Annotated in this window: 23 protein-coding genes; 9 read left to right on the forward strand and 14 right to left on the reverse strand. The window is 46.5% G+C overall.

From position 1 onward, the window contains the following. Window positions 1-40: 40 nt before the first annotated feature. From yfkAB to moaA, 5 genes are all read right to left on the reverse strand, one after another. On the reverse strand, window positions 41-1180 hold the full coding sequence (gene yfkAB, locus FHS16_RS24880) for a radical SAM/CxCxxxxC motif protein YfkAB (RefSeq protein WP_183569256.1): 1140 nt from the start codon (window positions 1178-1180) through the stop codon (window positions 41-43). Between the two features lie 134 nt (window positions 1181-1314). Continuing rightward, complete coding sequence (locus FHS16_RS24885) at window positions 1315-2433, reverse strand: HD-GYP domain-containing protein (RefSeq protein WP_183569258.1); 1119 nt, start codon at window positions 2431-2433, stop codon at window positions 1315-1317. A 148-nt stretch (window positions 2434-2581) separates the two neighbouring features. Continuing rightward, window positions 2582-4030, reverse strand: coding sequence for a bifunctional metallophosphatase/5'-nucleotidase (locus FHS16_RS24890; RefSeq protein WP_183569260.1), 1449 nt, complete (start codon window positions 4028-4030; stop codon window positions 2582-2584). Window positions 4031-4071: 41 nt separating this feature from the next. After that, the gene (locus FHS16_RS24895) at window positions 4072-4542 is read right to left on the reverse strand and encodes a hypothetical protein (RefSeq protein WP_183569262.1); all 471 of its coding nucleotides are present in this window, start codon (window positions 4540-4542) and stop codon (window positions 4072-4074) included. A 9-nt stretch (window positions 4543-4551) separates the two neighbouring features. Next, window positions 4552-5553: a GTP 3',8-cyclase MoaA gene (gene moaA, locus FHS16_RS24900; protein ID WP_183569264.1), complete on the reverse strand. Its 1002-nt coding sequence runs from the start codon at window positions 5551-5553 to the stop codon at window positions 4552-4554. A 102-nt stretch (window positions 5554-5655) separates the two neighbouring features. On the opposite strand from moaA, the gene FHS16_RS32310 reads away from it, so the two are divergent. The 5 genes from FHS16_RS32310 to FHS16_RS24925 all read left to right on the forward strand — a co-directional run bounded on the left by FHS16_RS32310 (window position 5656) and on the right by FHS16_RS24925 (window position 9339). After that, the gene (locus FHS16_RS32310; RefSeq protein ID WP_183569265.1) at window positions 5656-6378 is read left to right on the forward strand and encodes a molybdenum cofactor biosynthesis protein; all 723 of its coding nucleotides are present in this window, start codon (window positions 5656-5658) and stop codon (window positions 6376-6378) included. A 222-nt stretch (window positions 6379-6600) separates the two neighbouring features. After that, window positions 6601-7656, forward strand: coding sequence for an HD-GYP domain-containing protein (locus FHS16_RS24910; protein WP_183569267.1), 1056 nt, complete (start codon window positions 6601-6603; stop codon window positions 7654-7656). Window positions 7657-7948: 292 nt separating this feature from the next. After that, the gene (locus FHS16_RS24915; RefSeq protein WP_183569269.1) at window positions 7949-8188 is read left to right on the forward strand and encodes a hypothetical protein; all 240 of its coding nucleotides are present in this window, start codon (window positions 7949-7951) and stop codon (window positions 8186-8188) included. Between the two features lie 101 nt (window positions 8189-8289). After that, a complete protein-coding gene (locus tag FHS16_RS32315; RefSeq protein WP_183569270.1) occupies window positions 8290-8592 on the forward strand; it encodes a hypothetical protein in 303 nt (100 codons plus the stop codon). A gap of 588 nt (window positions 8593-9180) precedes the next feature. Next, window positions 9181-9339, forward strand: a complete 159-nt coding sequence (locus FHS16_RS24925) for a hypothetical protein (protein WP_054023675.1) — start codon at window positions 9181-9183, stop codon at window positions 9337-9339. A gap of 1034 nt (window positions 9340-10373) precedes the next feature. Here the strand turns inward: FHS16_RS24925 and sufB are convergent. The 6 genes from sufB to FHS16_RS24960 all read right to left on the reverse strand — a co-directional run bounded on the left by sufB (window position 10374) and on the right by FHS16_RS24960 (window position 16418). Next, window positions 10374-11771 (reverse strand): Fe-S cluster assembly protein SufB, encoded by a 1398-nt coding sequence (gene sufB, locus FHS16_RS24935; RefSeq protein ID WP_183569274.1) that lies wholly within the window; start codon window positions 11769-11771, stop codon window positions 10374-10376. 29 nt (window positions 11772-11800) lie between these two features. Next, window positions 11801-12232, reverse strand: coding sequence for a Fe-S cluster assembly sulfur transfer protein SufU (gene sufU / locus FHS16_RS24940; protein ID WP_183569276.1), 432 nt, complete (start codon window positions 12230-12232; stop codon window positions 11801-11803). Further along, window positions 12219-13445 carry a cysteine desulfurase gene (locus FHS16_RS24945; protein ID WP_183569278.1) on the reverse strand — a complete coding sequence of 409 codons (1227 nt, stop codon included), beginning with the start codon at window positions 13443-13445 and terminating at the stop codon, window positions 12219-12221. Before FHS16_RS24945 ends, sufU begins: the two co-directional genes overlap by 14 nt. After that, a complete protein-coding gene (sufD, locus tag FHS16_RS24950; protein ID WP_183569280.1) occupies window positions 13442-14749 on the reverse strand; it encodes a Fe-S cluster assembly protein SufD in 1308 nt (435 codons plus the stop codon). Before sufD ends, FHS16_RS24945 begins: the two co-directional genes overlap by 4 nt. Window positions 14750-14770: 21 nt before the next feature. Beyond that, window positions 14771-15550, reverse strand: coding sequence for a Fe-S cluster assembly ATPase SufC (gene sufC, locus FHS16_RS24955; RefSeq protein WP_183569282.1), 780 nt, complete (start codon window positions 15548-15550; stop codon window positions 14771-14773). Between the two features lie 283 nt (window positions 15551-15833). Next, window positions 15834-16418, reverse strand: coding sequence for a DUF1802 family protein (locus tag FHS16_RS24960; protein WP_312891080.1), 585 nt, complete (start codon window positions 16416-16418; stop codon window positions 15834-15836). A gap of 143 nt (window positions 16419-16561) precedes the next feature. Between FHS16_RS24960 and mtnK the strand changes: the two genes are divergently transcribed. Both mtnK and mtnA read left to right on the forward strand, forming a co-directional pair. Continuing rightward, the gene (gene mtnK / locus FHS16_RS24965; protein ID WP_183569284.1) at window positions 16562-17773 is read left to right on the forward strand and encodes an S-methyl-5-thioribose kinase; all 1212 of its coding nucleotides are present in this window, start codon (window positions 16562-16564) and stop codon (window positions 17771-17773) included. Between the two features lie 24 nt (window positions 17774-17797). Continuing rightward, window positions 17798-18853 carry an S-methyl-5-thioribose-1-phosphate isomerase gene (mtnA, locus tag FHS16_RS24970; protein WP_183569286.1) on the forward strand — a complete coding sequence of 352 codons (1056 nt, stop codon included), beginning with the start codon at window positions 17798-17800 and terminating at the stop codon, window positions 18851-18853. Window positions 18854-18931: 78 nt separating this feature from the next. Here the strand turns inward: mtnA and FHS16_RS24975 are convergent, their stop codons facing one another. After that, complete coding sequence (locus FHS16_RS24975; RefSeq protein ID WP_183569288.1) at window positions 18932-19237, reverse strand: YunC family protein; 306 nt, start codon at window positions 19235-19237, stop codon at window positions 18932-18934. A 164-nt stretch (window positions 19238-19401) separates the two neighbouring features. Here FHS16_RS24975 and FHS16_RS24980 point away from each other — a divergent pair, with 164 nt between their 5' ends. Then, window positions 19402-19944: a hypothetical protein gene (locus FHS16_RS24980; RefSeq protein WP_183569290.1), complete on the forward strand. Its 543-nt coding sequence runs from the start codon at window positions 19402-19404 to the stop codon at window positions 19942-19944. 350 nt (window positions 19945-20294) lie between these two features. Here the strand turns inward: FHS16_RS24980 and FHS16_RS24985 are convergent, their stop codons facing one another. Beyond that, complete coding sequence (locus tag FHS16_RS24985) at window positions 20295-22196, reverse strand: putative bifunctional diguanylate cyclase/phosphodiesterase (RefSeq protein WP_246431947.1); 1902 nt, start codon at window positions 22194-22196, stop codon at window positions 20295-20297. A gap of 152 nt (window positions 22197-22348) precedes the next feature. Beyond that, window positions 22349-22735 carry a DUF423 domain-containing protein gene (locus FHS16_RS24990; protein ID WP_183569292.1) on the reverse strand — a complete coding sequence of 129 codons (387 nt, stop codon included), beginning with the start codon at window positions 22733-22735 and terminating at the stop codon, window positions 22349-22351. A gap of 64 nt (window positions 22736-22799) precedes the next feature. Here FHS16_RS24990 and FHS16_RS24995 point away from each other — a divergent pair, with 64 nt between their 5' ends. Beyond that, window positions 22800-23300 carry a hypothetical protein gene (locus FHS16_RS24995; RefSeq protein ID WP_183569294.1) on the forward strand — a complete coding sequence of 167 codons (501 nt, stop codon included), beginning with the start codon at window positions 22800-22802 and terminating at the stop codon, window positions 23298-23300. The last annotated feature ends 30 nt before the right edge of the window (window positions 23301-23330 follow it).

The following is a 23330-nucleotide window of genomic DNA, read 5'->3' on the forward strand; positions in this document are numbered from 1 at the left end:
CAAATTCCGTTGTTAATCCTACCGTTTGTCCCTGCCGATATTAATCGGATATTGCAGTTCGCTCATGGAAATTAACATCTTTGTAATACATATCCTTCACAAGCAAATTCGGTCCACAGCATGCAGCCGCCGGACAATGGCAGTTAACGCTCTGCGCCAAGGAATGGTCCAGCCACTTATCAAATAAATCCTCAAGCTTGGTGTTGTTGATGTTGCCAAATGCTGGCACATCGGAAAAGTCGGTTACGAAAACATCGCCTGTAAACAAATTGACATTCAAGCGATTGCGCCCGTCGGGGTCGTTGCGAACGGTGACATTCGGCTCATTCGCCAATCGCCGCAGCAGCTCACGCTCGGATGAATGGTCGCTGCATTGATAGAAAGGCAAGGTTCCGAACAGCATCCAAACCGATTTATCCCTCGTCTGCAGCAGCTGGTCGATCGCCCCGAGCATCTGCTGGCGCGAAAGTACAGGCAAATCCTTAGCGAAGGAGCTTGGGTACATCGGATGCACCTCATGCCTCTGGCAGCCCATTTCGACGATAAGCCTATGAATCTCGTCCATTTTGTCAAAGGTTCTATAGTTAATCATGGACTCCGCGGAAACGAGCACGCCCGTGTCGCTAAGACGGCGCGTATTGTCAATCATCCTCTCATACAGCTTCGTCGCTGTTTCGAGCGAAACCTGATGCCCAGCTTTGGCGAAGCCAATTTGGTGGAAATCCTCAGCAGACGTGTAGTTAAACGAAATATGCATAACATCCAAATACGGGGCAAGCTGCTCATATCGGCTGTATGGGAGTGTGACATTGGAATTAATCTGGGAGCGGATGCCTCTGCTGCGAGCATACTGAAGCAAGGGTACCATGTACTCGCGTACCGTTCGATCGGAGAAAGAAGGCTCCCCGCCTGTAATGCTGATCGTTTCCAGATGCTCCACCTCATCCAGACGTTCAAGCATTTGCTTCAACGGAAGCTTAGCCGGCTCTGATATTACGAGCGTATCGCCGACTGCACAATGCTCGCATCTCATATTGCATAGATTGGATACCGTCATTTCGACGCTGGTCAATCGATGTCTTCCATATTGCTGCAGTGAACGAATAGGATCCCAAGGATCATTCGTTGGCGAAAGTATAGATAACGGCTTGCGTGTTTGTTGCACATCAATCATGGTCATTTTCTTCAACACCTGACTTATTATCTGGAATGAAACATTCTTTAATTATTGTAATGCCAGCCCGTAAAGGAAGCAAATAAAACGGTAAAAAAGAAGCAAAAAGGAGCCATCTCGGCTCCTAAGCTCAAAACCTTTTAAATACCCGCAGCTTGCTGTACTTCATTGGAGTCGTCATTGACGCTAACGATCATCATCGTCAGCTGCTTGGACAAGTCGACCTCATAAGGCAATTTCAGCTCTTCGCCTGCTTCATTATAAAGGATGCGGATAATTGGACGATGCGGATAGGAATGATTCAGATCAGCAACAATTCCTGATTCTCCCGTTTGCAGCTTCACCGTGATCCCGATTGGATATATGGCGACCTTGTCTCGGAACAGCTGAAGCATCCGCTGCTCATACAATGTTCCTGTGCCCGCATACAATCTTTCAATCGCATGATGGGGAAGCATTGGAGCACTGTAGATTCGATTGGTAGTCATGGCGTCGTAAGAGTCGACCAAGCCGATCCACTTCGCATAGTCGTGGATCTCGTTGCCTTTGATCCCTCGCGGATAGCCGCTCCCATCAATGCGCTCATGATGCTGAAAAGCACAGTGGGCAACAAGCAGCGGCAAGTTGGGCTCATCCTTCAACAGCTCGTAACCGATTCTCGCATGCTGCTTGATCGCATTAAATTCCTCGCTAGAGAGCGAGCCCGGCTTCTTCAGCACATCGATGGAAATTTGTGTTTTTCCGATGTCATGAAGCAATGCTCCCATTCCAAGCGTCGTCAGCTCATCTCGCGAATAACCGTTAGCCATGCCGAGAAGCGTCGTATATACGCACACATTCAATGAATGCTGGAACAAATAATGGTCGACAGAACTCATGTCCATCAGCATAATCATCGCATCCTTGTGGCTGGACAAATCATCGATAATCATATTCATCATTTGTTTGAACGGCTGCGCAATATAGGGATATGTGACGCCTTTCTTGCGTTTCGGACGATCCATCATCTCGCGGAAATTGGTTCGAATCTCTTTAAGCGCGATTTGCATCGTTTCCTCGCTGATCAAGGACGGAGATACGATATCCTCCGTCTTGGGATCGGCTATATAAACATATTGTATTCCACACTGCTCTAAGCGGGAAATGAGTCTTTCGGTCAGCTCTATGTTTTCACCGAGAAGGACTAGACCTTCCTGAGAAAATATTTTTTTGGCCAGCTTCATTCCCGGCCTGCATCTCGTAATTGGCAGCAAACGCATTTTCTCGATCCTTCCCCATAAAAAGATATGCTAACTATTACATCGGAAAAAGCCGTTCGTAATGTTAATGTACGGGAAAATCAAGAAAATCGCAACCATTTTATTCTATATTTTCGACATCAATTGTCGATAATACTTCTAATTTCGACTATAACGATCTATTTTCCCACCGCAGACGACGACTTTCGATAATTGCCGACGGATCCTGTAGCTGTGTTGCAATAACATCTCTTATAAATTCTGGCAAATAGTACTGCTGCTGAACGGCATTAGCCAAAGACTCATAGCCTGCTTTGAAACTGAACATATCAATCGTACCCAGCCTATACAGCCGCTCATCCTCAAGCGGCTCTCCGTTGACGGAAACGCTGGTCAACCTGGACATCTGCGGCTTCGCGGGGTCATAAGCGATGGTTAAGCCATCCACTGCAAGTGTCCCGAGTACTTCTCCGCGAAAGCCGTAACCTTTAATCGGCTTGTGAATGAATTCCGGCAGCAGCGCTTGCTCAAGCGCTATGCGTATCTCCATGCCTGCAATCGTCATCAGGCACGGATTAATCGGTGAAGGACAGAGGGCGTGCAGCTCGCCTGCTGTCACGTCCCCCTGTGCGAGGCCGCCAAGCAGCTGCCCCGTGTTGACCATGCCGATTTCGGCATCGGTCCAGCGGCGCAGGCCAGCGGCCAGCAGGTTGCCGAGCGGCGATTCTCGCTCGGCTCTGGCGGGAAGCGGCGATTCCAGCCGGGCAATGACCCGGCTCAGTCGCTGCTGTCCCGCCTTCAGATAGCTGCCGATAATCGCGGCAGCTTCCGGATGCTCCGCCAAGGCGGCCGTAGGCACGACTGCTGCGCGGAATACGGGCCGCGTCGAAATCGGATCGATTCCGATTTCGACGCGGCCGAGATACTCTCCGAATTTCCCGGCTGCGCATATCGTCGTTCCTTCAATAAAGAGCGGCTCTTCCAATAAATGATGTGTATGCGCCCCTAGAATAAGATCGATGCCATCTATCTTCTCCGCTAGCAGCTTATCTACATTTATCCCTAAATGCGACATGACTACAACAACGTCAACATGCTCTCTCAGCTTGCTAACCTGCTCCTGTACAGCCTTGAATGGATCTGTTACCTGCCAGCCGAGCAAAGAATAAAACTCCGTATAAGACGCGGTCGCACCTATCAATCCAATACGCAGTCCATTTTTATGGACAATGGTACTCGGAAGCAGCCATTCCGGTAGTTCTCCGGTTTGCGAGTCCAGCATATTGGCGCATACAATCGAGAATTTCGCCCGATCACGATAGGCATCGCTTATGATCTGAGAGGAGTATGTAAGCCCCTCATTGTTGCCAAGCGTAATGACCTCATAACCCGCATGATTCAATAATTCTACATTTACGGCTCCGTCGCTGCCTTCGGTCTCCACTCGCATCCGATCCATATGATCGCCGCAGTCTACAGCCAGCACATGATCGCTGCCGTATGATCGACGCTCCTCCGCGATTAACGTTGCGATTCGGGCGGCATGCTCCAAGCGGCTATGAATATCATTACTGTGCAGAAGCACCACTCTTGTATGAAAGCTGTCCGTCAAATTCATGCACGCCTCCTTATTCCATCATGCCAGCGCAGCAAGCCACTCTATTTGTTTTTACGCAATTCGTTTACAGAAAATGTATTTTTAAAGCCATATGCTGCTTTTTCAGTTGCCGCTTCCGCATTATGCTTCACCATACTCAGCTTAACAATGCTTTTGACGTTCAGGCACTTACTGCTTCCGTTTGGCACATACAACCGAATCGGTCCTGTTTGGCTCAACCGTTGTCCTTCAAGTGCGTAAAGCACCGCCGCATCGCCAAGCTCCTCCCAAGGGATTAGCGCCTCGAACGTATCCGCTGCTTCCACAATGAGATGTGTCGGTGCTGGAATGGAAACTGATCCACTTGCTTGTTCTACCCACTTCGCATACCAAAGTTGCCAGTCGAAGGCCTCTCCTTCAGTATCCGGAACTCTATCCGCGATCTTGAAGCTGCTTCCAGCCAAGCTTGCCATATCCTCCGGGCTTGCCTTGAAGGAGCCGAGCATGAAATGCTCTATTCGAATCTCATGCATAAATAAAGGTCATCCTCCTATTTGGGACATTCGGCGCTCCGTAGGTACATGGGTTTGGGCGCCGTCTGCCAGCTTTGCAGCCATCTCATGATTCTCGGGCTTAATGTCCATTGCCCGCAGCAGCAAACGCTTCATTTCATCGGGTTTGCCGAAAGCATCCTTTATATTCAACTCATCGACCCAATATAAGCAAGGTTTAATCGATCCATCTGCCGTTAGTCGCAGGCGATTGCAATTGCTGCAGAAATGGTCGCTTATCGGATGAATAAGTCCGAAGGAGCCGCGTGCTCCTTCCATCTGCCAATCATCGGAAGGACCATTGCCGTGTACGTTAGTTCTGCGGCTTATCGCATAGCCTTCCTTCTCCGCAACTTCAAGTACACGGGAAAGCGGCAAATAATGCTTTTTCCAGTTTTCATCCGCGTGGCCAATCGGCATATATTCAATAAACCTCACATGCATCGGCTGCTCGTACGCCAGTTTTAAGAAATCAGCAATTTCATCCTCATTGACTTCCTTAAGCAGCACGCAATTGAGCTTGATCGGATCAAAGCCAACGGCTGCGGCCGCTTCTATGCCTTCCATGACGCGTTTTAATTCGCCTCTACGCGCAATAAAACGGAATCTTGAGGAATCCAGCGTATCCAAGCTGATGTTCACTCGGTTTAATCCTGCGGTCCGCAGAGCTTCGGCTTGCTTGGCAAGAAATATTCCATTGGTCGTTAATGCTATATCTTGAATCCCATGAATTGCGGATAATCGGCTAATCAGTCCGTCTAGACCTGGTCGAATCAATGGTTCTCCGCCCGTGATACGCAGCTTCGTAATGCCAAGCGCCGCGCCTGCCTCAACGACCTCTACGATTTGATCATAGGACATTAAGTTTTCGGATTCCGTGAATTCCATTCCTTCTTCTGGCATGCAATATAAACATCGCAAATTACAACGATCAGTAACTGAAATTCGCAAATAATCGTGTACCCGTCCAAAACGATCCACCAATGCCGGCATGAATCTCACTTCCTTTCTGTCTACGTATTAGCATAACATTTTTTTTTGAATTATGATATTCTATAAACAGCTTTAACCCTAGATGATGAGAGGTTATATATCATGACATTTGACTGGTCTATTAAACTATTTGCCGGCCTTCCTGAGCGGCTGGGAACTGCTTCTATACATATGCAAACCGAGGGTGAAGAAATGAACGCGCTTGATTTGAAAACAGCGATCATAAGCCTCTACCCTGAGCATAAGGCCATCATTCAGACAGCCTTTATTGCCCGTAATCATGCGTACGCAGCCGATACAACGATACTTCGCTTTTCAGACGAGCTTGCTTTGCTTCCTCCGGTTTCTGGCGGAGAAGGGGCTACCGAGGACATGGAACGATATGTGATCACCTCAGATTCCATCAGTTCGGATGACGTGCTTGCCAAAGTCATCGTTCCTGAGCATGGAGCTGCCATTACATTCGTTGGAACGACCCGCGAATGGACGCATGGACAACGTACAGTTAGACTTGAATATGAGGCATACGCCCCTATGGCTATTGCAACGATGCGCCAAATAGGCGATGAGATTGCCGAGCGCTGGCCTGGTGCTTTGTGCGCAATCAGTCACCGCATCGGTGTAGTTGGAATCGCGGAGACGAGTGTCGTCATTGCGGTATCCTCTCCGCATCGAGATAGCTGCTACGAGGCTAGCCGTTACGCGATCGAGCGCCTCAAACAAATTGTACCTATATGGAAGAAAGAAATATGGGAGGATGGCTCCGAATGGAAAGGGCATCAACTCGGGCCTTGGAATCCGACAGCTCAGCCTACAAATAACTAAACGATTGGCATGGAGAAACAATCCTGCTTTGCATGTAGTATTCCCATATGGCAATGGCCTTGCATTAGTTCAAGTTACGGATAAACGTACGAACGCAAGGTCAGTTTATGCTGAAATAATAGGTATTTAGTCGCTATTGTAATATCCTCATATTGCCAATATGATCATTCATTGCTACTATTGTAGGTATATATCGCTACTACATGCAATTGAGGTGTCTTGATGAGGGTTCATGTTACAGAATTACTAGATGGAGACCGTTTAACGAATGATACATTCAACGATTATGGTCTTCACGTACTCTCCAAAGGAACGGTGCTTAACAACCAGGATATATCAAGACTATTTCAACATCGAATTGATTATGTTGATATCGATTTGAGGGCAAGCGAAGCTTCTGAAGGTCGAACGCTTGAATCAACGGTAAACCCCAAGTGGCTCCCAACTGTGCAGCCACTCTACGAAAACGCTGTCAAAAATTTTGAGGGACTGTTCACGAAAGCCTCTGCCTCCGGAATGATCGATGATGCCGAGGTTTCTTCCATGTTCGGACCGCTTCTAAATAACCTGCAGCTTGAACGCGACGTTGTATCCATGCTGCTTTTGCTTAATACGAAAGATGATTATACCTACCAGCATTCTGTTCAGGTCGGCATGCTCTCCTACTATTTGGCTACATGGGTAGGCTATACGAATGAAGAAGCGGTTAAGGTTGGCAAAGCAGGCTTTCTCCATGATATCGGAAAATGCCGCATAGAGGATCAAGTCCTGAACAAGCCAGGGCGGCTAACGGAAGAAGAATACGAAGAAGTTAAGAGACACACGCTATATGGCCATGAAATTATATTGCAATCATTCGACGAACCCTTTGTCGCTTACGGAGCGCTTCAGCACCATGAACGCAATGATGGTACAGGTTATCCCTATGGATTATCCGGTGATGAGATCCATCCCGTATCCAAAATCATCGCGGTTGTCGACATCTATAGCGCAATGATATCCCAGCGCGTATATCAGCAGAAACGAGATTTGCTCTATGTATTAAGAGAGCTTTACCGTTTAAGCTTCAAGGAGCTTGACCCTTCCACTACGCATACTTTTATTCGTCATATGATGCCTAACTTTATTGGGAAGCGCGTTGAGCTTGTGAGCGGCGAGAGCGGCATTATCGTCATGACTCACCCTACCGAGTTCTTTCGTCCGCTTATCCAAATAGGTGATGATTTTATCGACATGGCCGTTGAACGCGAATATGAAATCCAGCAAGTATATCTGTAAACACTCTCAAAATTCAACTCCGATTTATACGCGAGTTGAATTTTTTTATGAGATGGGGCTGTATGCATTTGCAATAACAACGAGCAGCAATAGAAAATGAATTGCCCTTCCAAAGCCCGCCTCCTCTTATTGGAGACGGGCTCTTTACGTTACTGTCTATTCCATAAAGTTCGGAATTAACTAGGCTTCCTTTTTCTGATCTGCTCAAAGTGAATTTGGGCATGGCAGTGACGCACGCAAATCTATCAATCTCATAGAATACTATTAATTCTAGCAAAGGAGTTGATAGGATATGTCAAAGAACAGCAGCAGTGGCAGCCGAAGCAGTGGAAATCGTTCAGGAGGTGGAAATGTTCAAAGCATTCTTTCACAGATCGGTGTTGGAACACCTAATATCCGCATTCGAACAATAGGCACGGAACATACAGGCGTATATTTAGGAATAACGGATGGCTCTGCCATTATTAATGAGAATGGAGTCCCTCGTTACATTAAGCTGTCTAAAATTACGGCTGTCGAAGTTGGCGTTTAATTCCATATCGGCACAAATTTATCTAAACAACTTGATGTACTAGCCCATTCGTCACTTCGCTAACAGCAACTCGCAAAATAAGAAAAGAGGAGATGGTTCAATTGCCTAAAAACAATAGCGGCGGCAACAAAAGCGGTGGAAGTCGTTCTGGTGGTAATAAAAGCAATGGCACTCGTTCTGGTGGCAACAGAAGCAACGGCAATCGTTCTGGCGGGATGTCGTCCACTCAAAGTATTCTTTCAAAAATCGGAGTTGGCACACCTAATATCCGGATTCATACAGAAGATACTTCCTTCACGGGCGTCTATTTAGGAATCAGCAACGGTTCTGCAATTATTAATGAAGGTGGAGCACCACGCTATATTAAGCTTTCTGCCATTACAGCCATTGATGTAGGCGTATAAGCAACAATTCTGTTTCCACTTCATCCCCCGAATGCTGGGGGATTTTTTATTTGGCTCCCCATCATCTCGATTTTATCATTCCATTCTGATCCTACACTACTTTTATATCACTTATTAATGCTTAGGCTGAATGAAAAAAGCCTATAGAAGGAGCGCATCCGAGGATGTGTTACCTTCAATAATCATTGGTCAACCCTACCATGTATTTCTGTAATCAAACAATAATCGCCCAGATCATGCTATAATCTCAAAAAGAGGTGATTTCATTGGGTTTCTTAATCGTTGTTATTATTTTCCTAGTACTATTTGGTTTTTTCAAAAGCAAGAAGAAGTAATTCAGCCTTCAATTCTGTACATCACCAAGTGTCAATTGCTTCATGATGTTCCCAGCTGCTATAGGATTCATCCAACTGCCGGATAGTGCAATATTGCAATATTCTCGGCGCTCCCATCGTCAGCCCACCTCCGCATGTTCTTTTGTATTCGGCCGGTCTTCTTCCCCTGAACTGTGATTCAATTTGGAATAAGAAAAATAGTTTTGAAACATAATAAACTGTCTTACTAAACAAAACCAAAGGGGTGCTGTATATGCGCGAAGGTTTGATTCCTGCCGTTCTTGGAACTGTGGTTTCTGCTTCTGGTGCAACACTGCTTAAAAGCAAGTACAAACTTGTTGGTACAGGTGTTCTCGGTTTTGGGCTTGCCCATCTTATTCTTGGGGCAATCGATTTGGTTGAACATCGGTAGGTTTGGTAAGATAAACGGGGAGGTTCATTTTTTGCCTCCCTCCATGTATTTCCGTGTTCACGCATATTCCTCTGTCTCGGGAACTTCTTCCCCGCACATCAAGCAGGTCCCCCCCACCTCAAACCCATCTTGCAGCACGATCATGTCATCTGTTTTCTTCTTTTTTTATGCTTACAATTGTTCAACACCTCCATGATCTTCTGTATTCATTGTGTTACATTATCTAATTAAGACTTTACTTCTTATAAGAAATGAATTAACCCATACATTCAAACCTGCCATCCAACCTTCTCCGGCTATTGATCCGACTTTAGCTGCCGGTTCAGCTCAAAAAACTAGAACACCAACAACTCCAAAAACTGCTGATAGCGTAGGGAATGTTCCATTTCCTCCATTTATAGCAGATATGCTTAAAGAAATGAAAAAGAATCCGCAGAAAAAATCTACGGATTCTATGATTCATTACATGTCTTCGGTGGATTAGCACCTTACCATTATTCACACATTCATAAGCGCGATAAGAAGGATTACCAGAATTACGCATCTGTAAAAGTAACTGCTCCTCCTTGCCCGCCTGGAACTTCTGCTGCTGCAATTGTTTGAGCTTCCGTACTACATAAGAATGCAAAGTCCGCTATTCCTCCTGCAGGTCCTACAGGTCCTGTTACACCAGCAGGTCCAATGAGCCCTTGTATTCCTTGAGGTCCTGTAACTCCTTGTACTCCTTGTACTCCTTGTGCTCCTTGTGGTCCTGCTGGACCGGCTAGGAGGTACATTTATATTGACTTTATATACTCTTTGAAAATTAACATAAGCAAAATCAAAATAAATTTCATAGAATACTAGAGTGTGCATCAAAAACACAGCTTATTTCATTATCGAACAACAAAAAAATCCACAGAAAAAATCTGTGGATTTTACTACTTCTATTAGTAAATTCTAATAAAATCAAAGGCACTTTTAACATAATGGTATCAAAAAGGTATCATACGACTTTTGAAAGCCTCTGAGCCCTAAATACTTCTACGTTTTTGTTACCCGATCGAACCTTCCATTTCGAACTTGATCAAACGGTTCATCTCTACCGCATATTCCATCGGCAGCTCTTTCGTGAACGGCTCGATGAAGCCCATTACGATCATTTGCGTTGCTTCCGCTTCACTAAGACCGCGGCTCATCAAGTAGAACAACTGATCCTCCGAAACCTTCGACACAGTAGCTTCATGCTCAAGCGTAATGTTGTCGTTCATAATTTCGTTATAAGGAATTGTATCCGATGTTGACTCATTATCAAGAATGAGCGTATCGCATTTGATGTTCGCTTTCGCGCCATCGGAGTTGCGGCCGAAGGATGCAAGGCCACGGTAGGTTACTTTGCCGCCGTGTTTGCTGATCGACTTTGAGATAATCGTGGAGCTTGTATCCGGCGCAAGGTGAGTCATTTTGGCGCCCGCATCTTGATGCTGGCCTTTGCCGGCAACTGCGATAGACAATACCATGCCTTTCGCACCGCGACCGCGTAGAACGACTGCTGGATACTTCATCGTAAGTTTCGAGCCTATGTTGCCGTCTACCCACTCCATTGTAGCATTCTCGTCAGCTACCGCACGTTTCGTAACAAGGTTGTAGATGTTTGGCGCCCAGTTTTGAATCGTCGTATAACGCACGCGTGCGTTTTTCTTAACCAAAATCTCAACAACCGCGCTATGCAGCGAGTTTGTGCTGTATACAGGTGCCGTGCAGCCCTCTACGTAGTGAACGGAGCTGTCTTCGTCCGCGATAATAAGCGTACGCTCGAACTGGCCCATGTTCTCGGAGTTGATACGGAAATACGCTTGTAGTGGAACCTCGCATTTCACGCCTTTTGGCACGTAGATGAAGCTTCCGCCTGACCATACCGCACTATTTAGCGCTGCGAATTTATTATCGTTCGGAGGAATAATCGTTCCGAAATATTCTTTCATCAGCTCTGGGTACTCGCGAAGCGCAGTATCCGTATCCGTGAAGATTACGCCTTGCTTCTCAAGATCCTCTTGCATGCTGTGGTAAACGACTTCGGACTCGTATTGAGCCGAGACGCCTGCTAGAAACTTCTGCTCAGCTTCAGGGATTCCCAATTTGTCGAAGGTTTCTTTAATTTCGGAAGGAACTTCTTCCCAGGTCTTGCCTTGCTTATCCGATGCACGAACATAATACTGAATGTCGTCGAAATCGAGCTCATCCATATTGCCGCCCCATTTAGGCATCGGCATTTTGAAGAACTGCTCCAAGGATTTCAGACGGAATTCCAGCATCCATGCAGGCTCGCCTTTAATATCCGAAATCGTGCGAACGATTTCTTCCGTTAATCCTTTGCCTGATTCGAATACGGCTTTGTGCTCGTCACGGAAACCATACTTATAATCTTCCATTTCCGGCATTGATTTAGCCATGGTCATTCACGCTCCTCTTCAATCTTGTTTTAATGTGATTCTTGCTGCTGCTCGATGCCCTTGCGCAAAGCGTTCCACGCGAGTGTCGCGCATTTGATCCGTGCAGGAAATTTGTTTACACCCGAAAGTGCATCCAGCTCCTCATATTCATCAAATTCAACCGGTTCGCCTTTCATTAAAGCTGAGAACTTCTCAGCCATTTCAAGCGCCTCGTCGAATGTCTTTCCTTTAACCGCTTCTGTCATCATGGAAGCAGAGCTCATGCTGATCGAACAGCCTTCACCGCTGAATTTTGCGTTCGTCACTTTGCCTTCAACGACCTGAAGCTGAAGCGAAATCCGATCGCCGCAGGTAGGGTTATTCAGGTTTATCGTAACGGATTCTTCATCCAGCGTTCCACGGTTACGGGGATTCTTGTAATGATCCATTATAACTCTACGATATAAATCATCCAATTGCATGACCGAAGAACTCCTTTGTTTGTAGTAAGGCATCGGCTAAGCGGTCAATTTCATCTTCTGTATTATATAAATAAAAGCTTGCTCTAGCCGTAGCCGATACGTTCAGCCATCTCATGAGCGGCTGGCAGCAATGATGCCCCGCGCGAATCGCAATTCCTTTGGAGTCAAGCACCGTAGCAACGTCATGCGGATGCACATCCTCCAAATTGAAGGTAACGAGACCAACACGGTTTTCCTTTGGACCATATAGAGCTACGCCATCGAGTGAAGAAAGCTTTTCGTAGGCGTAAGTAGCCAGACGTCTCTCATGCCGATCGATTTCTTCAAGTCCGATTTCCTGTAAAAAGTCGATTGCTGCTCCAAGTCCGACAGCACCTGCAATAATCGGCGTGCCGCCTTCGAATCGGTAAGGGATCTCTTTCCAAGTGGACTCGTATAGATCAACGAAATCAATCATCTCGCCGCCGTATTCGATCGGTTCCATTTTGTTAAGCAGCGCCTTCTTGCCATATAATGCGCCGATGCCCGTAGGACCACACATTTTATGACCGGAAAAAGCATAGAAATCCACGTCCAAATCTTGGAGATCGATTTTCATATGCGGCGTGCTTTGTGCTCCGTCAACGACCATGATCGCGCCGTTGCGGTGTGCAATCTGTGTTATTTCCTTGATAGGATTAATCAACCCGAGTACGTTGGAAACGTACGTAACCGACACTACTTTCGTCTGCGGCGTGATCGTTTTCTCGATATCCTCCAAAGAGAGGGTGCCGTCAGGCTGCATCGGAATATATTTCAAGGTTGCTCCAGTCGCCTTCGCAGCTTGCTGCCAAGGGATAAGGTTGCTGTGATGCTCCATCTGCGTGATAACAATTTCATCGCCTTCGCCGCACATGGCGCGGGCATAGCTGGAAGCGACCAAATTCAGGGCTGTCGTTGTCCCCCGCGTAAAAATGATTTGCTCTGGCGCTCCTGCGTTTAGAAACTTAGCGACCTTCTCGCGCGCTCCCTCATAGGCATCAGTCGCCCTGGAACCAAGCGTATGCACACCGCGATGAACGTTCGCGTTATCCAGCTCATAGTACCGATTAACCGCATCAATGACGGAGCGCGGCTTCTGTGAAGATGCCGCGCTGTCCAGATAAACGAGCGGATGCCCGTTTATTTCTTGATGCAATATCGGGAATTGCTCCCGAATCGCATTTATATTCATCCCTCAAGCTTCCTTTCGAGCAAACGCTGAAGTTGACCGCGAACCGCCTCGACTGGAATTTCCGATACGACCGGTGCCAAAAAGCCGTAAATAATTAAACGTTCAGCGTCTTGCTTAGATATACCGCGCGACATCAGGTAGTAGACCTGCTCGGGGTTAACTTGCCCTACGCTTGCTGCATGTCCTGCAGTAACGTCATCTTCATCTATAAGCAAAATCGGGTTGGCGTCGCCGCGCGCTTTAGGGCTCAGCATGAGTACCTTCTCCGTCTGAACACCGTTCGCTTTCGTCGCGCCCTTCTCGATCTTTGTAATACCGTTAATGATCGCCGAAGCGGAATCTTTCATAACTGCGCGAGTAACCATGTTGCTGTCTGAGCTCTTGCCGAAGTGAACGGCTTGTGTCGTCAAGCTGTTTTGCTGCGCGTTCTTGCCAACGCTAATTACTTTTGCATCGGAAGTTGAACCGGTTCCCTTTAGGATGGATTTGGTGTCGGACAACGTGTTGCCGTCATTCAAATCACCGATAATCCATTCCATTTGTCCATCATTCTCAATAACGGAGCGTCTAATCGACATATCCACACCGGTCTCGCCCATATGATGGATCGAGCTGAAACGAACATGAGCGCCAGGCTTCACGAACACTTCAACGATGGATGGATGTACGAATGGAGCGCTGCCAGCGCCTGGCTCAGATACAACGCAGTCTACGTAAGTAACCCGGCTGTTGCTGTCTGCAACGATTAGAATATGCGGCGCGAACGTCGCCTCTGCAGAATCGTTGTAGAAAATCGCCTGCAATGGAAGCTCAACCTCTACGTTTTTAGGAACATAAACGAATACGCCGCCATTCCACAATGCTGCATGTAGAGCAGTCAGCTTATCTTCATTCTTCGCTACCGCTTGGAACAAATATTTCTGAACGAGCTCGCCATGCTCCTTGCATGCCGTTTCCAAATCCGTGAAAATAATGCCTTTGCTGGCATATTCGCTTGAAAATTCTTTCCAGACGATGCCGGAATTGCGTTGAACAAGCAAGTTTTCAGTGCCTTCTGTAATCAATTCACGAACGACCTCAGGAAGCTCGCTTGTAGCGCTAACCGCTGTCGGCTGCTCGTAGCTGCCTACTGCCGTCAAATTCCAACGTTCAATCCTAACCTTCTCCGGCTTGGGCCAGCCTAATGTTGCGGCAAGCTCAGCCGATTCTCCGCGCAGCTCGACAAGCCAGTTCGGCTCGCCTTTGCTGCGTGCCAGTGCTTCAGCAGCTTGGCGGGTTGTCGGAGTAGTTAATTGTGTACTCATCCGTTATGCCTCCTTCTCCGCTTAAGCCTGGCCGACCGTTTCGTCTACGATGCCAAGTTCTTCTTTAACCCAATCATAACCTTCGTTTTCCAAACGCTCTGCAAGCTCAGGACCGCCTGATTTAACGATGCGGCCTTGCATCATCACGTGCACGTAATCAGGAGTAATATAGTTAAGCAGACGCTGATAGTGAGTAATAATCAAGAAACCGCGATCTTCCGAGCGCATAGCGTTAACGCCTTGCGATACAATACGAAGCGCATCGATATCAAGACCGGAGTCGATCTCATCAAGCACGACGATTTTAGGATCAAGCAGCATCATTTGCAGAATTTCATTCCGTTTTTTCTCGCCGCCGGAGAAGCCTTCATTCAGGTAACGGTGAGCGAACTCAGGGTTCATCTCAAGCTCCTTCATCTTGCCTTCCATTTTGCGGATAAACTTAATAAGTGAAATTTCATTGCCTTCTCCAAGTCGTGCGTTCAATGCACTGCGCAGGAAGTCGGAATTCGTTACGCCTGGAATTTCACTTGGGTATTGCATGGCGAGGAACAAGCCAGCAAGCGCACGCTCGTCAACGCCCATTTCTAGAATGTCTTCACCATCAAGAACTGCCGTGCCTTCCGTTACTTCATATTTAGGATGCCCCATCAAAGCGGATGCCAGCGTGGATTTACCGGTACCGTTAGGGCCCATGATCGCGTGAATTTCTCCACCTTTAATTTCAAGGTTGATTCCTTTTAAAATCTCTTTTCCGTCGATAGCCGCTTTCAGGCCCTCGATGACAAAATGCGTTGCCATAATATGCTGATCCCTCCAAGGTTGGTTTAATTCGCTCAGACACATCTATAAAGAATAGACTTTCTATTATAGAGTGATTCTCAATGATTCTCAATAATCATTTTAATATAGTTTTTGTTATAAATCAATGCGAGATGTCCTTCAGTGGCTGATTATGTCTATTTATATCACCGAAAATTCAATGAAATCCCGCACTTCAACAGGTTAAACGGGGCAGAAAAAATATATGTTCCCCGTCTGCAATTCTCAATTAGAATTGCACGCCTCCTACCATGCCCATGCCTTATGAGCCCAGTGCCTGTTTTACCTTGTCCACTTCAGCCTGAAACCTTTCATCATTTAGTACGGGAATGTGCGCCTGCTGTTTTATTTCCTCTTCCAGTCTTACCCAAGATTTGCATCCATTATAAGCAGGAAGGTTAGCTATTTCAGCCGGGTTCTCCAAACGGTATACGCGAAGGACGAGTACGTGCAGCGGCTTTGTTTTTTTCCAGCGCAGCCGTTCCTCGGCAAATTCGTCTGTCCATATATGTAGATTTCGCAAACGGTCCAGCGTCTGCTGATCGGTTACCTCGATATCCATCACGACGGAAGCATATGCATCAAGCTGTACGGTCTCCCTGTCCAGTGACCAGCCTTTCAGCGTTTCATCCAGCTCGCTTTTATAAGCCTCTTTGAGCAGATGCTTTTTCTGGTGCTCGTATGCGGGCATTAAATAGAAGTTCGGGCTCAAAAGCTGAAAATCACGCGTCTCCTCAACAATTCCGCCTTTGCGCATGACGATGATCTGCGTCCCTTCAACGAGCGCTTTTACACTGACCGCCCATTCCTTTAAAGCGATGTTTTGAAGCTCATTTGGCATCTCCATTGTGCATCCCCCGCCTATCTGTCTATAATTGAACATATTATATCAAACGAAACTATTCCAAGGCGAAAAAATTTACATTATACTATGTTGAGATGAATACTGGGCATTGCTGCCCAACAACTATAACTCGGAGGTGGACAGCCATGTCTGCATATCATCCATTAACGGAACAAGAAGCAATCGAAATAGCATCAACCCTCGACGGATTCTTCCCGAGCGGAGCAAATCTATCCAGCCGCGAAATCGGCGACGGAAATTTAAATCTCGTTTTTCACATAACAGACTCTGTCAGCGGCAAGAGCCTAATTATGAAACAAGCGCTGCCTTATGCTAAAGTAGTAGGCGAGTCTTGGCCGCTTACGCTGGATCGCGCACGCATTGAGAGCGAGAAGCTTTTATTAGAAGGAGAGCTTGCACCCGGCCTCGTACCAGTCGTCTATAAGTATGATCCAGAGCTTTATTTGACCATTATGGAGGATCTTAGCGATCATGTTATTATGCGTCAAGGTTTAATCGGAGGTACGCGCTATCCAAAATTCGCGGATGACATCTCAACCTTTATTGCCCGCACTTTATTTTTCACATCCGATTTAGGCATGAATCAGCAGGAGAAGAAGCTGCAGGTAAAAGCGTTTATTAATCCGGAACTTTGTAAAATAACTGAAGACCTGATTTTTGATGATCCGTACACGGATTCTCCAAATAACAGCTTCGACCCTGCCATTCGCGATGCTGCCGAAGCTCTGTGGCAGAATGAGCAGCTCCATCTTGAAGTTGCGATTCTTCGCGATAAATTTCTAACAAACGCGCAAGCGCTGCTTCACGGAGATTTGCACACCGGCAGCGTATTCGTTACGCCTGAATCCACCAAGGTTATCGACCCGGAATTCGCGTACTACGGTCCAATTGGTTTCGATATTGGCGCAGTAATCGCGAATTTGCTTCTTAACTTTGCAGGCCAAGAGCATTGGATTACTGATGCAGGCCAACGTGCAGATTTCCGTCAATACTTAACAGATACGGTACGAGATGTGTGGAATCTGTTTGACCGTAAATTCCGCGCATTGTGGCAGGAACAAGGGCTGGACAGATTGGCTTCTTCTACCCCTGCTTTCAAAGATTATTACATGCAGCGATTGCTGCAAGATACGATCGGCTTTGCCGGATGCAAAATCGTACGTAGGATTGTCGGGCTATCGCATGTCGTAGACATCGACCGCATTCCTGATTCGGCTGCCAAGGAGAAGGCCCAGCGCCTGGCGCTTGCAATCGGAACGTCGCTTATCCTGAGCAACCGTAAAGCGCAATCCATAGAGGAAGTTATCGATATCGCATTATCGCAGGCAAATAACTGAAATAGACGGAGAGGATTTGACATCATGACTACAAACTATGCTGGTTTGCAATCTGTGATTTGGAGAGAAGACAGACTTGATTTGCTGGATCAACGGCTTTTGCCTGAGGAAATTGTATATTTGCCATTGTTGACAGCAGAGGATGTATGGGAGGCGATTCGCCATCTTAAAGTGCGCGGAGCCCCTGCAATCGGCATTTCGGCTGCCTATGGCGTCGTGCTCGGCAGTCGCAATGAGCAGTCATTGGACACATGGCTGGCAGAAGCAATCAAGCAAGCTGAATATTTGGCAACGTCAAGACCGACCGCAGTTAACTTGTTTTGGGCGCTTGACCGCATGAAGGCTGCCGCTGCTGACTTTGCAGCAAATGGCCTCTCACTCGAAGAAAGCAAAGCCGCTTTGTTATCCGAAGCCTTTGCGATCCAAAGTGAGGATGAGGAAACGAACAGAATGATTGGCGAGCATGCGTTGTCTTTGTTCAAAGATGACATGGGCGTGCTTACGCATTGCAATGCCGGAGGCTTGGCAACAGCCAAATACGGCACTGCGCTTGCACCGTTCTACTTAGCGCTGGAACGAGGCATTACCTTGCGTGTATTTGCCGACGAAACCCGTCCAGTTCTACAAGGGGCAAGGTTGACAGCCTTTGAATTGCAGCAGGCAGGCGTAGATGTCACGCTCATTTGCGATAACATGGCAGGCATGATTATGGCCAAAGGCTGGGTTGATGCGGTTATCGTAGGAACGGACCGCGTTGCAGCAAACGGTGACGTCGCTAACAAAATTGGAACATATAGCGTTGCTGTGCTAGCTAAGGCGCATGGCATCCCATTCTATGTTGCTAGTCCGCTGTCAACCATTGATCTGAACACGCCGACCGGCTCGGAAATTCCGATTGAAGAACGCAGCGCAGAGGAGATTACGGAAGGCTTTGGCAAGCGTACCGCGCCGCAGGGTATTAAAGTATATAATCCAGCATTCGATGTTACGCCTAATGAATATGTAACTGCAATCATTACGGAGAAAGGCATCGTTGAAGCACCATACGATGTCAACCTGCGCAAACTATTCGAATCTTAAATCAGCGCCTATAAAGTGAGCCCTAATCCCTTCGATAAGCATTATTCATTCCGAAGGATTAGGGCTCTTAACTGTCGATTACAGCATTAACTGAAGTGCCTCGTAGCCTTTCATGCCTGCTATAATACCGATTGATTCTGCCGTAGTTGTAACGGACTCCAACGGGGCAGCCAATAGCTCTTCAAGCGTTCGCACGCCAACAGCACGCCCGGCCAATATTTCCCGGTCCTTGAGACGCTCATTAAGCAGCGATACGTCCAGTGCGCCGCACATAATATACCCTTTGTCCGTCATAATGGCGAGCAGCGTTGTTTTGGGCAGCTTCACTTCAACACCAAGAACGGTTTCTCCATTCTCAAGTGTGAAAGGAACCATCCGCATCATATAGGATCCACCCCCTTCATACCGCATAGTTAGAGGCAATGCACTGCAACCTCATTATATGCAAGAAATATTTTGGCAGTGTTGGTTAAATGCACATTAATGGCATTACATGTTTGTTGTTTTTAGTGGTATATTAGTACTACATCAAACAGTCCGGAGGTTCTATGGAAAAAGAAAGCTCATCCCAACGCCAATCTTCCTTTGTGTTCAACATCGAGGTGCTTGTAGAAGGGAACAACAACGCAGAGGCTTTAGAACAGCTGCTTCAATCACTCAATCGTTCAGGCTTCATTGATTATCGCATTTTGTCCGGCATTCAGCTGGGAGAGCAAATCGATCAAAGGAAAAAGAACGCTAAAGAGGTCCATGACATCCCTGTTCAGCCGAAAACCACTGAAAACGTTATCATTTCTGAGCAGCAGGTTGCAGCACCCGCCAGCAAAGAAGACAAAAAGCTCGCAAACCAAACAGACAAGTCCAAGACAGAATCGTTAGACGAGTTAAGCTACTTTGACAAAATAAAAGCAATTATGAAAAACAACACGTTAATTAGACTGATTGTCAACAAAGGACTTGGCATCAAGTTAAATATTCCTTGCAGAATTATCAATATGGATGAATCCGAAAACATCATTACTGTTTATCACGTTGACGAGAAGCAGGTTTATACGTTCCGAATGAATGAAATTGAAGACTTTTTTTATTGATGAACAAGCGTAAACGGCTGAAGCCCTCCTCTGGCGGTTAAGCTTACGTTTCGCGTAGAAATATAGAGAAAGTTGGCGAAATCATATACTTTCCTATATTTTAAGTAGAAACGCCTGAGGGCGTCCTTTCCATAGACGCCGTCGTTTCGGCGAAACGTATAGAGAAAGAATGAGCAAACCCAAATACTTTCCTATACGTCAAGAAGAAACGGCTTCGCCGTCCACTAGAGGAAGGAAGCCGTTTCTCGTAGAAATAGAAGAATGCTTTATCGCGTGAAACATATTAACACTTATATTGCGAAAAAGAAGGTGATTCAAGCGATTTAAAGCCGCTTGAAGCACCTTCTTTTTTATACATAGCCGGGGGTAAGCATCTGTTCAATATTATCGCTTGAAACGGGCGGACTCCAGAAGAAGCCCTGCATTTCATCACATTTGTGCTTGCGCAAAAATTCCATTTGTCCTTCTGTTTCTACTCCCTCGGCGATAACTTGTATATTAAGGTTATGCGCCATTGCGATAATCGCAGCGACGATTTCGGCATCGTTCGGATCCTGCTGGATATCACGTACAAAAGAGCGATCGATTTTCAAACGGTCAATTGGAAAATTCTTTAAATAATGAAAGGAGCTATATCCCGTACCGAAGTCATCTACGCTAATATTGACGCCTAACTCCGTTAAATCCAATAAGCATCTTGATACATGGCTGACATCCATCGTCATGGATTCGGTTATTTCAAGGTCAAGATACTTTGGATCCAGTCCCGTTCTTGTAAGTACATCGGATACCTTGCTCGCTAGATCATTCTGTACGAATTGTCTTATGGATAAGTTCACGGATACGGGTATAGATGGGAGTCCAGCTTCCTGCCAAGCTTTGTTCTGCCGGCACGCTTCCTCAAGTACCCAATCACCGATTTGAACAATCATACCGCTTTCTTCGGCTAATGGAATGAAGCTTCCTGGCGGAATCATGCCTCTCTGCGGATGATTCCAACGAACAAGCGCCTCAACGCCAACCATCGTTCCTGATCCAAGATCATATTGCGGCTGGTAATGAAGAACGAATTCGCAGCGCTGTATCGCACGGTACATTTCATGCTGCAGCGTAAGCCGCTCCAGCGAAGAATTACTCCAGCTGTCTGAATACAGCATGCAATCGTTTTTGCCGCTTTCCTTTACTTTGACAAGCGCCATATCTGCCTTCTTAATCATGGAGTAGCTGTCATCATTCTCATCTTGGTTCGTGACAAGTCCTATGCTTGCCGTAATATGTAAGGGAAACCCGCTAAGTTCATACGGTTCTTCTATGGCCTTCAGCAGCTGCCTGGACAACTCCAGCAAATGCTTCTCCGATTGCAAGTTACAGTACAATAAGGCAAATTCATCGCCTTCCATCCGAGCCGCGAAATCATTGTCGGAAAAGTCGCGATTGAGCCGCTCTGCAACCTGCATGAGCAGGATATCGCCAAACTCCCGTCCGAAGGAGGCATTGACCAGCTTAAATCGGTCCAAATCCAAATAACAGATGCCAACTACCCGTTCTTCTTCCTTCGCTCTTGCCAGCGTCTCCGTCAGCTTCATCTGAAATAAGGTTCGATTCGGCAACCCTGTCATATCATCGTAATAGGCCATATAACGGATTCGTTCCACATTCCGCTTGCGGTCGCTTAAATCCTGGCTTATGATCACCGTGCCGACGACTTCGTCCTCTTGCATCATCGGCGAGCAAACGACCTGCAGCTCGAGCGGGAACCCTGAACCGTGAGTAATATTGATATTAATTTGTTTCGTCTCGCCTTGAAGGGCACTCTCGAACGTTTCGTTCAATAATGATCTGCTGCTTGGATCAACGATCCGATCAATAGGTTCGCCAAGCAGCTCCGAGCGGTGATACCCAAGCGTGCGGCTTGAAGCTTCGTTCATTTCCATGAACATGCCCTTTTTATCAAGCACAGCTAATGGTACTGCATCTGATCGAAGCAATGTTTCTACAATGGCCGTATGATAGTTTTGGAAGCTTAACGATTCGCTTCGTTTTATATAGACGATTACCGCTGTAACGAATAACGATGCCGCAATAGCTGCAGCCGTCCATTTGTACATGTCGTTAGATATAAGCAGCAATGAAACAGCAACCCATACTAATGCTAGCGCTGTAAGCAAACAGCTAATAACAAATGACCCATTAAACGATTGCCTCAGCTGCTGCCGTTTTGTTTGATTAGGAAAACCATCCATCCGTTTCATTACGCACAAACGTCCTTCCTCTATTTCGAGTCAAGTGAGTGTTCGCTTTATTATAAACGAAGTATGCCTTCTGGTATAGAAATATTTACTAAAGCGAATTATTATGCAAATTCTATGCCTAGTACTCTATCTTCATTCCTTTTAATGTCATTTTATTCACTTATTCTTTTTTTTTTCATTGCCGCAATAATGACGCATGTCCATCCTGCGAGGATCGCCACACCGCCTAGCGGGGTTACCATCCCAAGCTTGCTAAAGCTTGTAAGAGCAAGGATATAAAGACTGCCGCTAAAAATAATCATCCCTGTAAAAATGAGCCGACCACCGTTTAGAACCAGCTTTCCTGCTGCTATTTGCTTCGCAAACAAAGCGATAAGCATAAGTCCCAATGCGTTATACATATGGTATCGGACACCTGTTTCGAAGATTTCCAAATAATGATCCGTTATTTTCTGTTCAAGCCCATGTGCCCCGAAGGCTCCTAAGGCGATAGCTATTGCGGCATTTAACGCGCCAATTGCAAAATATTTTGGAAACATGTAGTTTTCAATCCTTTCAAATTTGTGTATAATTTTACCGTAATTAGTAAAGGAGACGATATAAATGGATAAAGAGCCTAATAACTTCCCTAATCAAAACTCGCCCACCGAGCCTTTTGGATCCAAACCGATCTTCTCCAACGAACCAGCTTCAGACTTCGGTCCCAAGAAGCAATCCGGTCTCGGCATTGCAGCTTTCATCATTGGGTTGGTTGCAATTGTATTGCTTATCATCGCATTTGTCGCAGGCAACAGCTTCGCAGACCAGCTTGCGGCTTCTGACCTCATCATCACGGATCCTGAGGATCCTGCTGCTGTTCAGGCAGCCCTTGAATCGCTTGGAGAAACCGTGTTTGCTTCCATGGTCATTGCTGTGCTCTGCATATTCGGAGCCGGCTTCATCGCTTTCGTAGGCTTGATTCTAGCTATCATTGCAGCATGCTCCAGCAAACGCCGCAAAATATTCGGAGTCATTGGCATTGTACTTAACGTTGCAGTCATCATCGGCGGTATCAGCCTATTCATAGCAGGCATCGGTTCCCTTGCTGCCAACATCGTTCAATAAAAAATCTTTTTGATAAAGTCTGCTTCAGCC

It is taken from the genome of Paenibacillus endophyticus (assembly GCF_014192395.1).
Lineage (GTDB): Bacteria > Bacillota > Bacilli > Paenibacillales > Paenibacillaceae > Pristimantibacillus > Pristimantibacillus endophyticus.

Bases quoted from the DNA above. Each gene is read 5' to 3' on its own strand.
- yfkAB (WP_183569256.1), bottom strand. From the start codon at position 1,180: ATGACCATGATTGATGTGCAACAAACACGCAAGCCGTTATCTATACTT.
- FHS16_RS24885 (WP_183569258.1), bottom strand. From the start codon at position 2,433: ATGCGTTTGCTGCCAATTACGAGATGCAGGCCGGGAATGAAGCTGGCC.
- FHS16_RS24890 (WP_183569260.1), bottom strand. From the start codon at position 4,030: ATGAATTTGACGGACAGCTTTCATACAAGAGTGGTGCTTCTGCACAGT.
- FHS16_RS24895 (WP_183569262.1), bottom strand. From the start codon at position 4,542: ATGCATGAGATTCGAATAGAGCATTTCATGCTCGGCTCCTTCAAGGCA.
- moaA (WP_183569264.1), bottom strand. From the start codon at position 5,553: ATGCCGGCATTGGTGGATCGTTTTGGACGGGTACACGATTATTTGCGA.
- FHS16_RS32310 (WP_183569265.1), top strand. From the start codon at position 5,656: ATGACATTTGACTGGTCTATTAAACTATTTGCCGGCCTTCCTGAGCGG.
- FHS16_RS24910 (WP_183569267.1), top strand. From the start codon at position 6,601: ATGAGGGTTCATGTTACAGAATTACTAGATGGAGACCGTTTAACGAAT.
- FHS16_RS24915 (WP_183569269.1), top strand. From the start codon at position 7,949: ATGTCAAAGAACAGCAGCAGTGGCAGCCGAAGCAGTGGAAATCGTTCA.
- FHS16_RS24925 (WP_054023675.1), top strand. From the start codon at position 9,181: ATGCGCGAAGGTTTGATTCCTGCCGTTCTTGGAACTGTGGTTTCTGCT.
- sufB (WP_183569274.1), bottom strand. From the start codon at position 11,771: ATGGCTAAATCAATGCCGGAAATGGAAGATTATAAGTATGGTTTCCGT.
- sufU (WP_183569276.1), bottom strand. From the start codon at position 12,232: ATGCAATTGGATGATTTATATCGTAGAGTTATAATGGATCATTACAAG.
- FHS16_RS24945 (WP_183569278.1), bottom strand. From the start codon at position 13,445: ATGAATATAAATGCGATTCGGGAGCAATTCCCGATATTGCATCAAGAA.
- sufD (WP_183569280.1), bottom strand. From the start codon at position 14,749: ATGAGTACACAATTAACTACTCCGACAACCCGCCAAGCTGCTGAAGCA.
- sufC (WP_183569282.1), bottom strand. From the start codon at position 15,550: ATGGCAACGCATTTTGTCATCGAGGGCCTGAAAGCGGCTATCGACGGA.
- FHS16_RS24960 (WP_312891080.1), bottom strand. From the start codon at position 16,418: ATGGAGATGCCAAATGAGCTTCAAAACATCGCTTTAAAGGAATGGGCG.
- mtnK (WP_183569284.1), top strand. From the start codon at position 16,562: ATGTCTGCATATCATCCATTAACGGAACAAGAAGCAATCGAAATAGCA.
- mtnA (WP_183569286.1), top strand. From the start codon at position 17,798: ATGACTACAAACTATGCTGGTTTGCAATCTGTGATTTGGAGAGAAGAC.
- FHS16_RS24975 (WP_183569288.1), bottom strand. From the start codon at position 19,237: ATGATGCGGATGGTTCCTTTCACACTTGAGAATGGAGAAACCGTTCTT.
- FHS16_RS24980 (WP_183569290.1), top strand. From the start codon at position 19,402: ATGGAAAAAGAAAGCTCATCCCAACGCCAATCTTCCTTTGTGTTCAAC.
- FHS16_RS24985 (WP_246431947.1), bottom strand. From the start codon at position 22,196: ATGAAACGGATGGATGGTTTTCCTAATCAAACAAAACGGCAGCAGCTG.
- FHS16_RS24990 (WP_183569292.1), bottom strand. From the start codon at position 22,735: ATGTTTCCAAAATATTTTGCAATTGGCGCGTTAAATGCCGCAATAGCT.
- FHS16_RS24995 (WP_183569294.1), top strand. From the start codon at position 22,800: ATGGATAAAGAGCCTAATAACTTCCCTAATCAAAACTCGCCCACCGAG.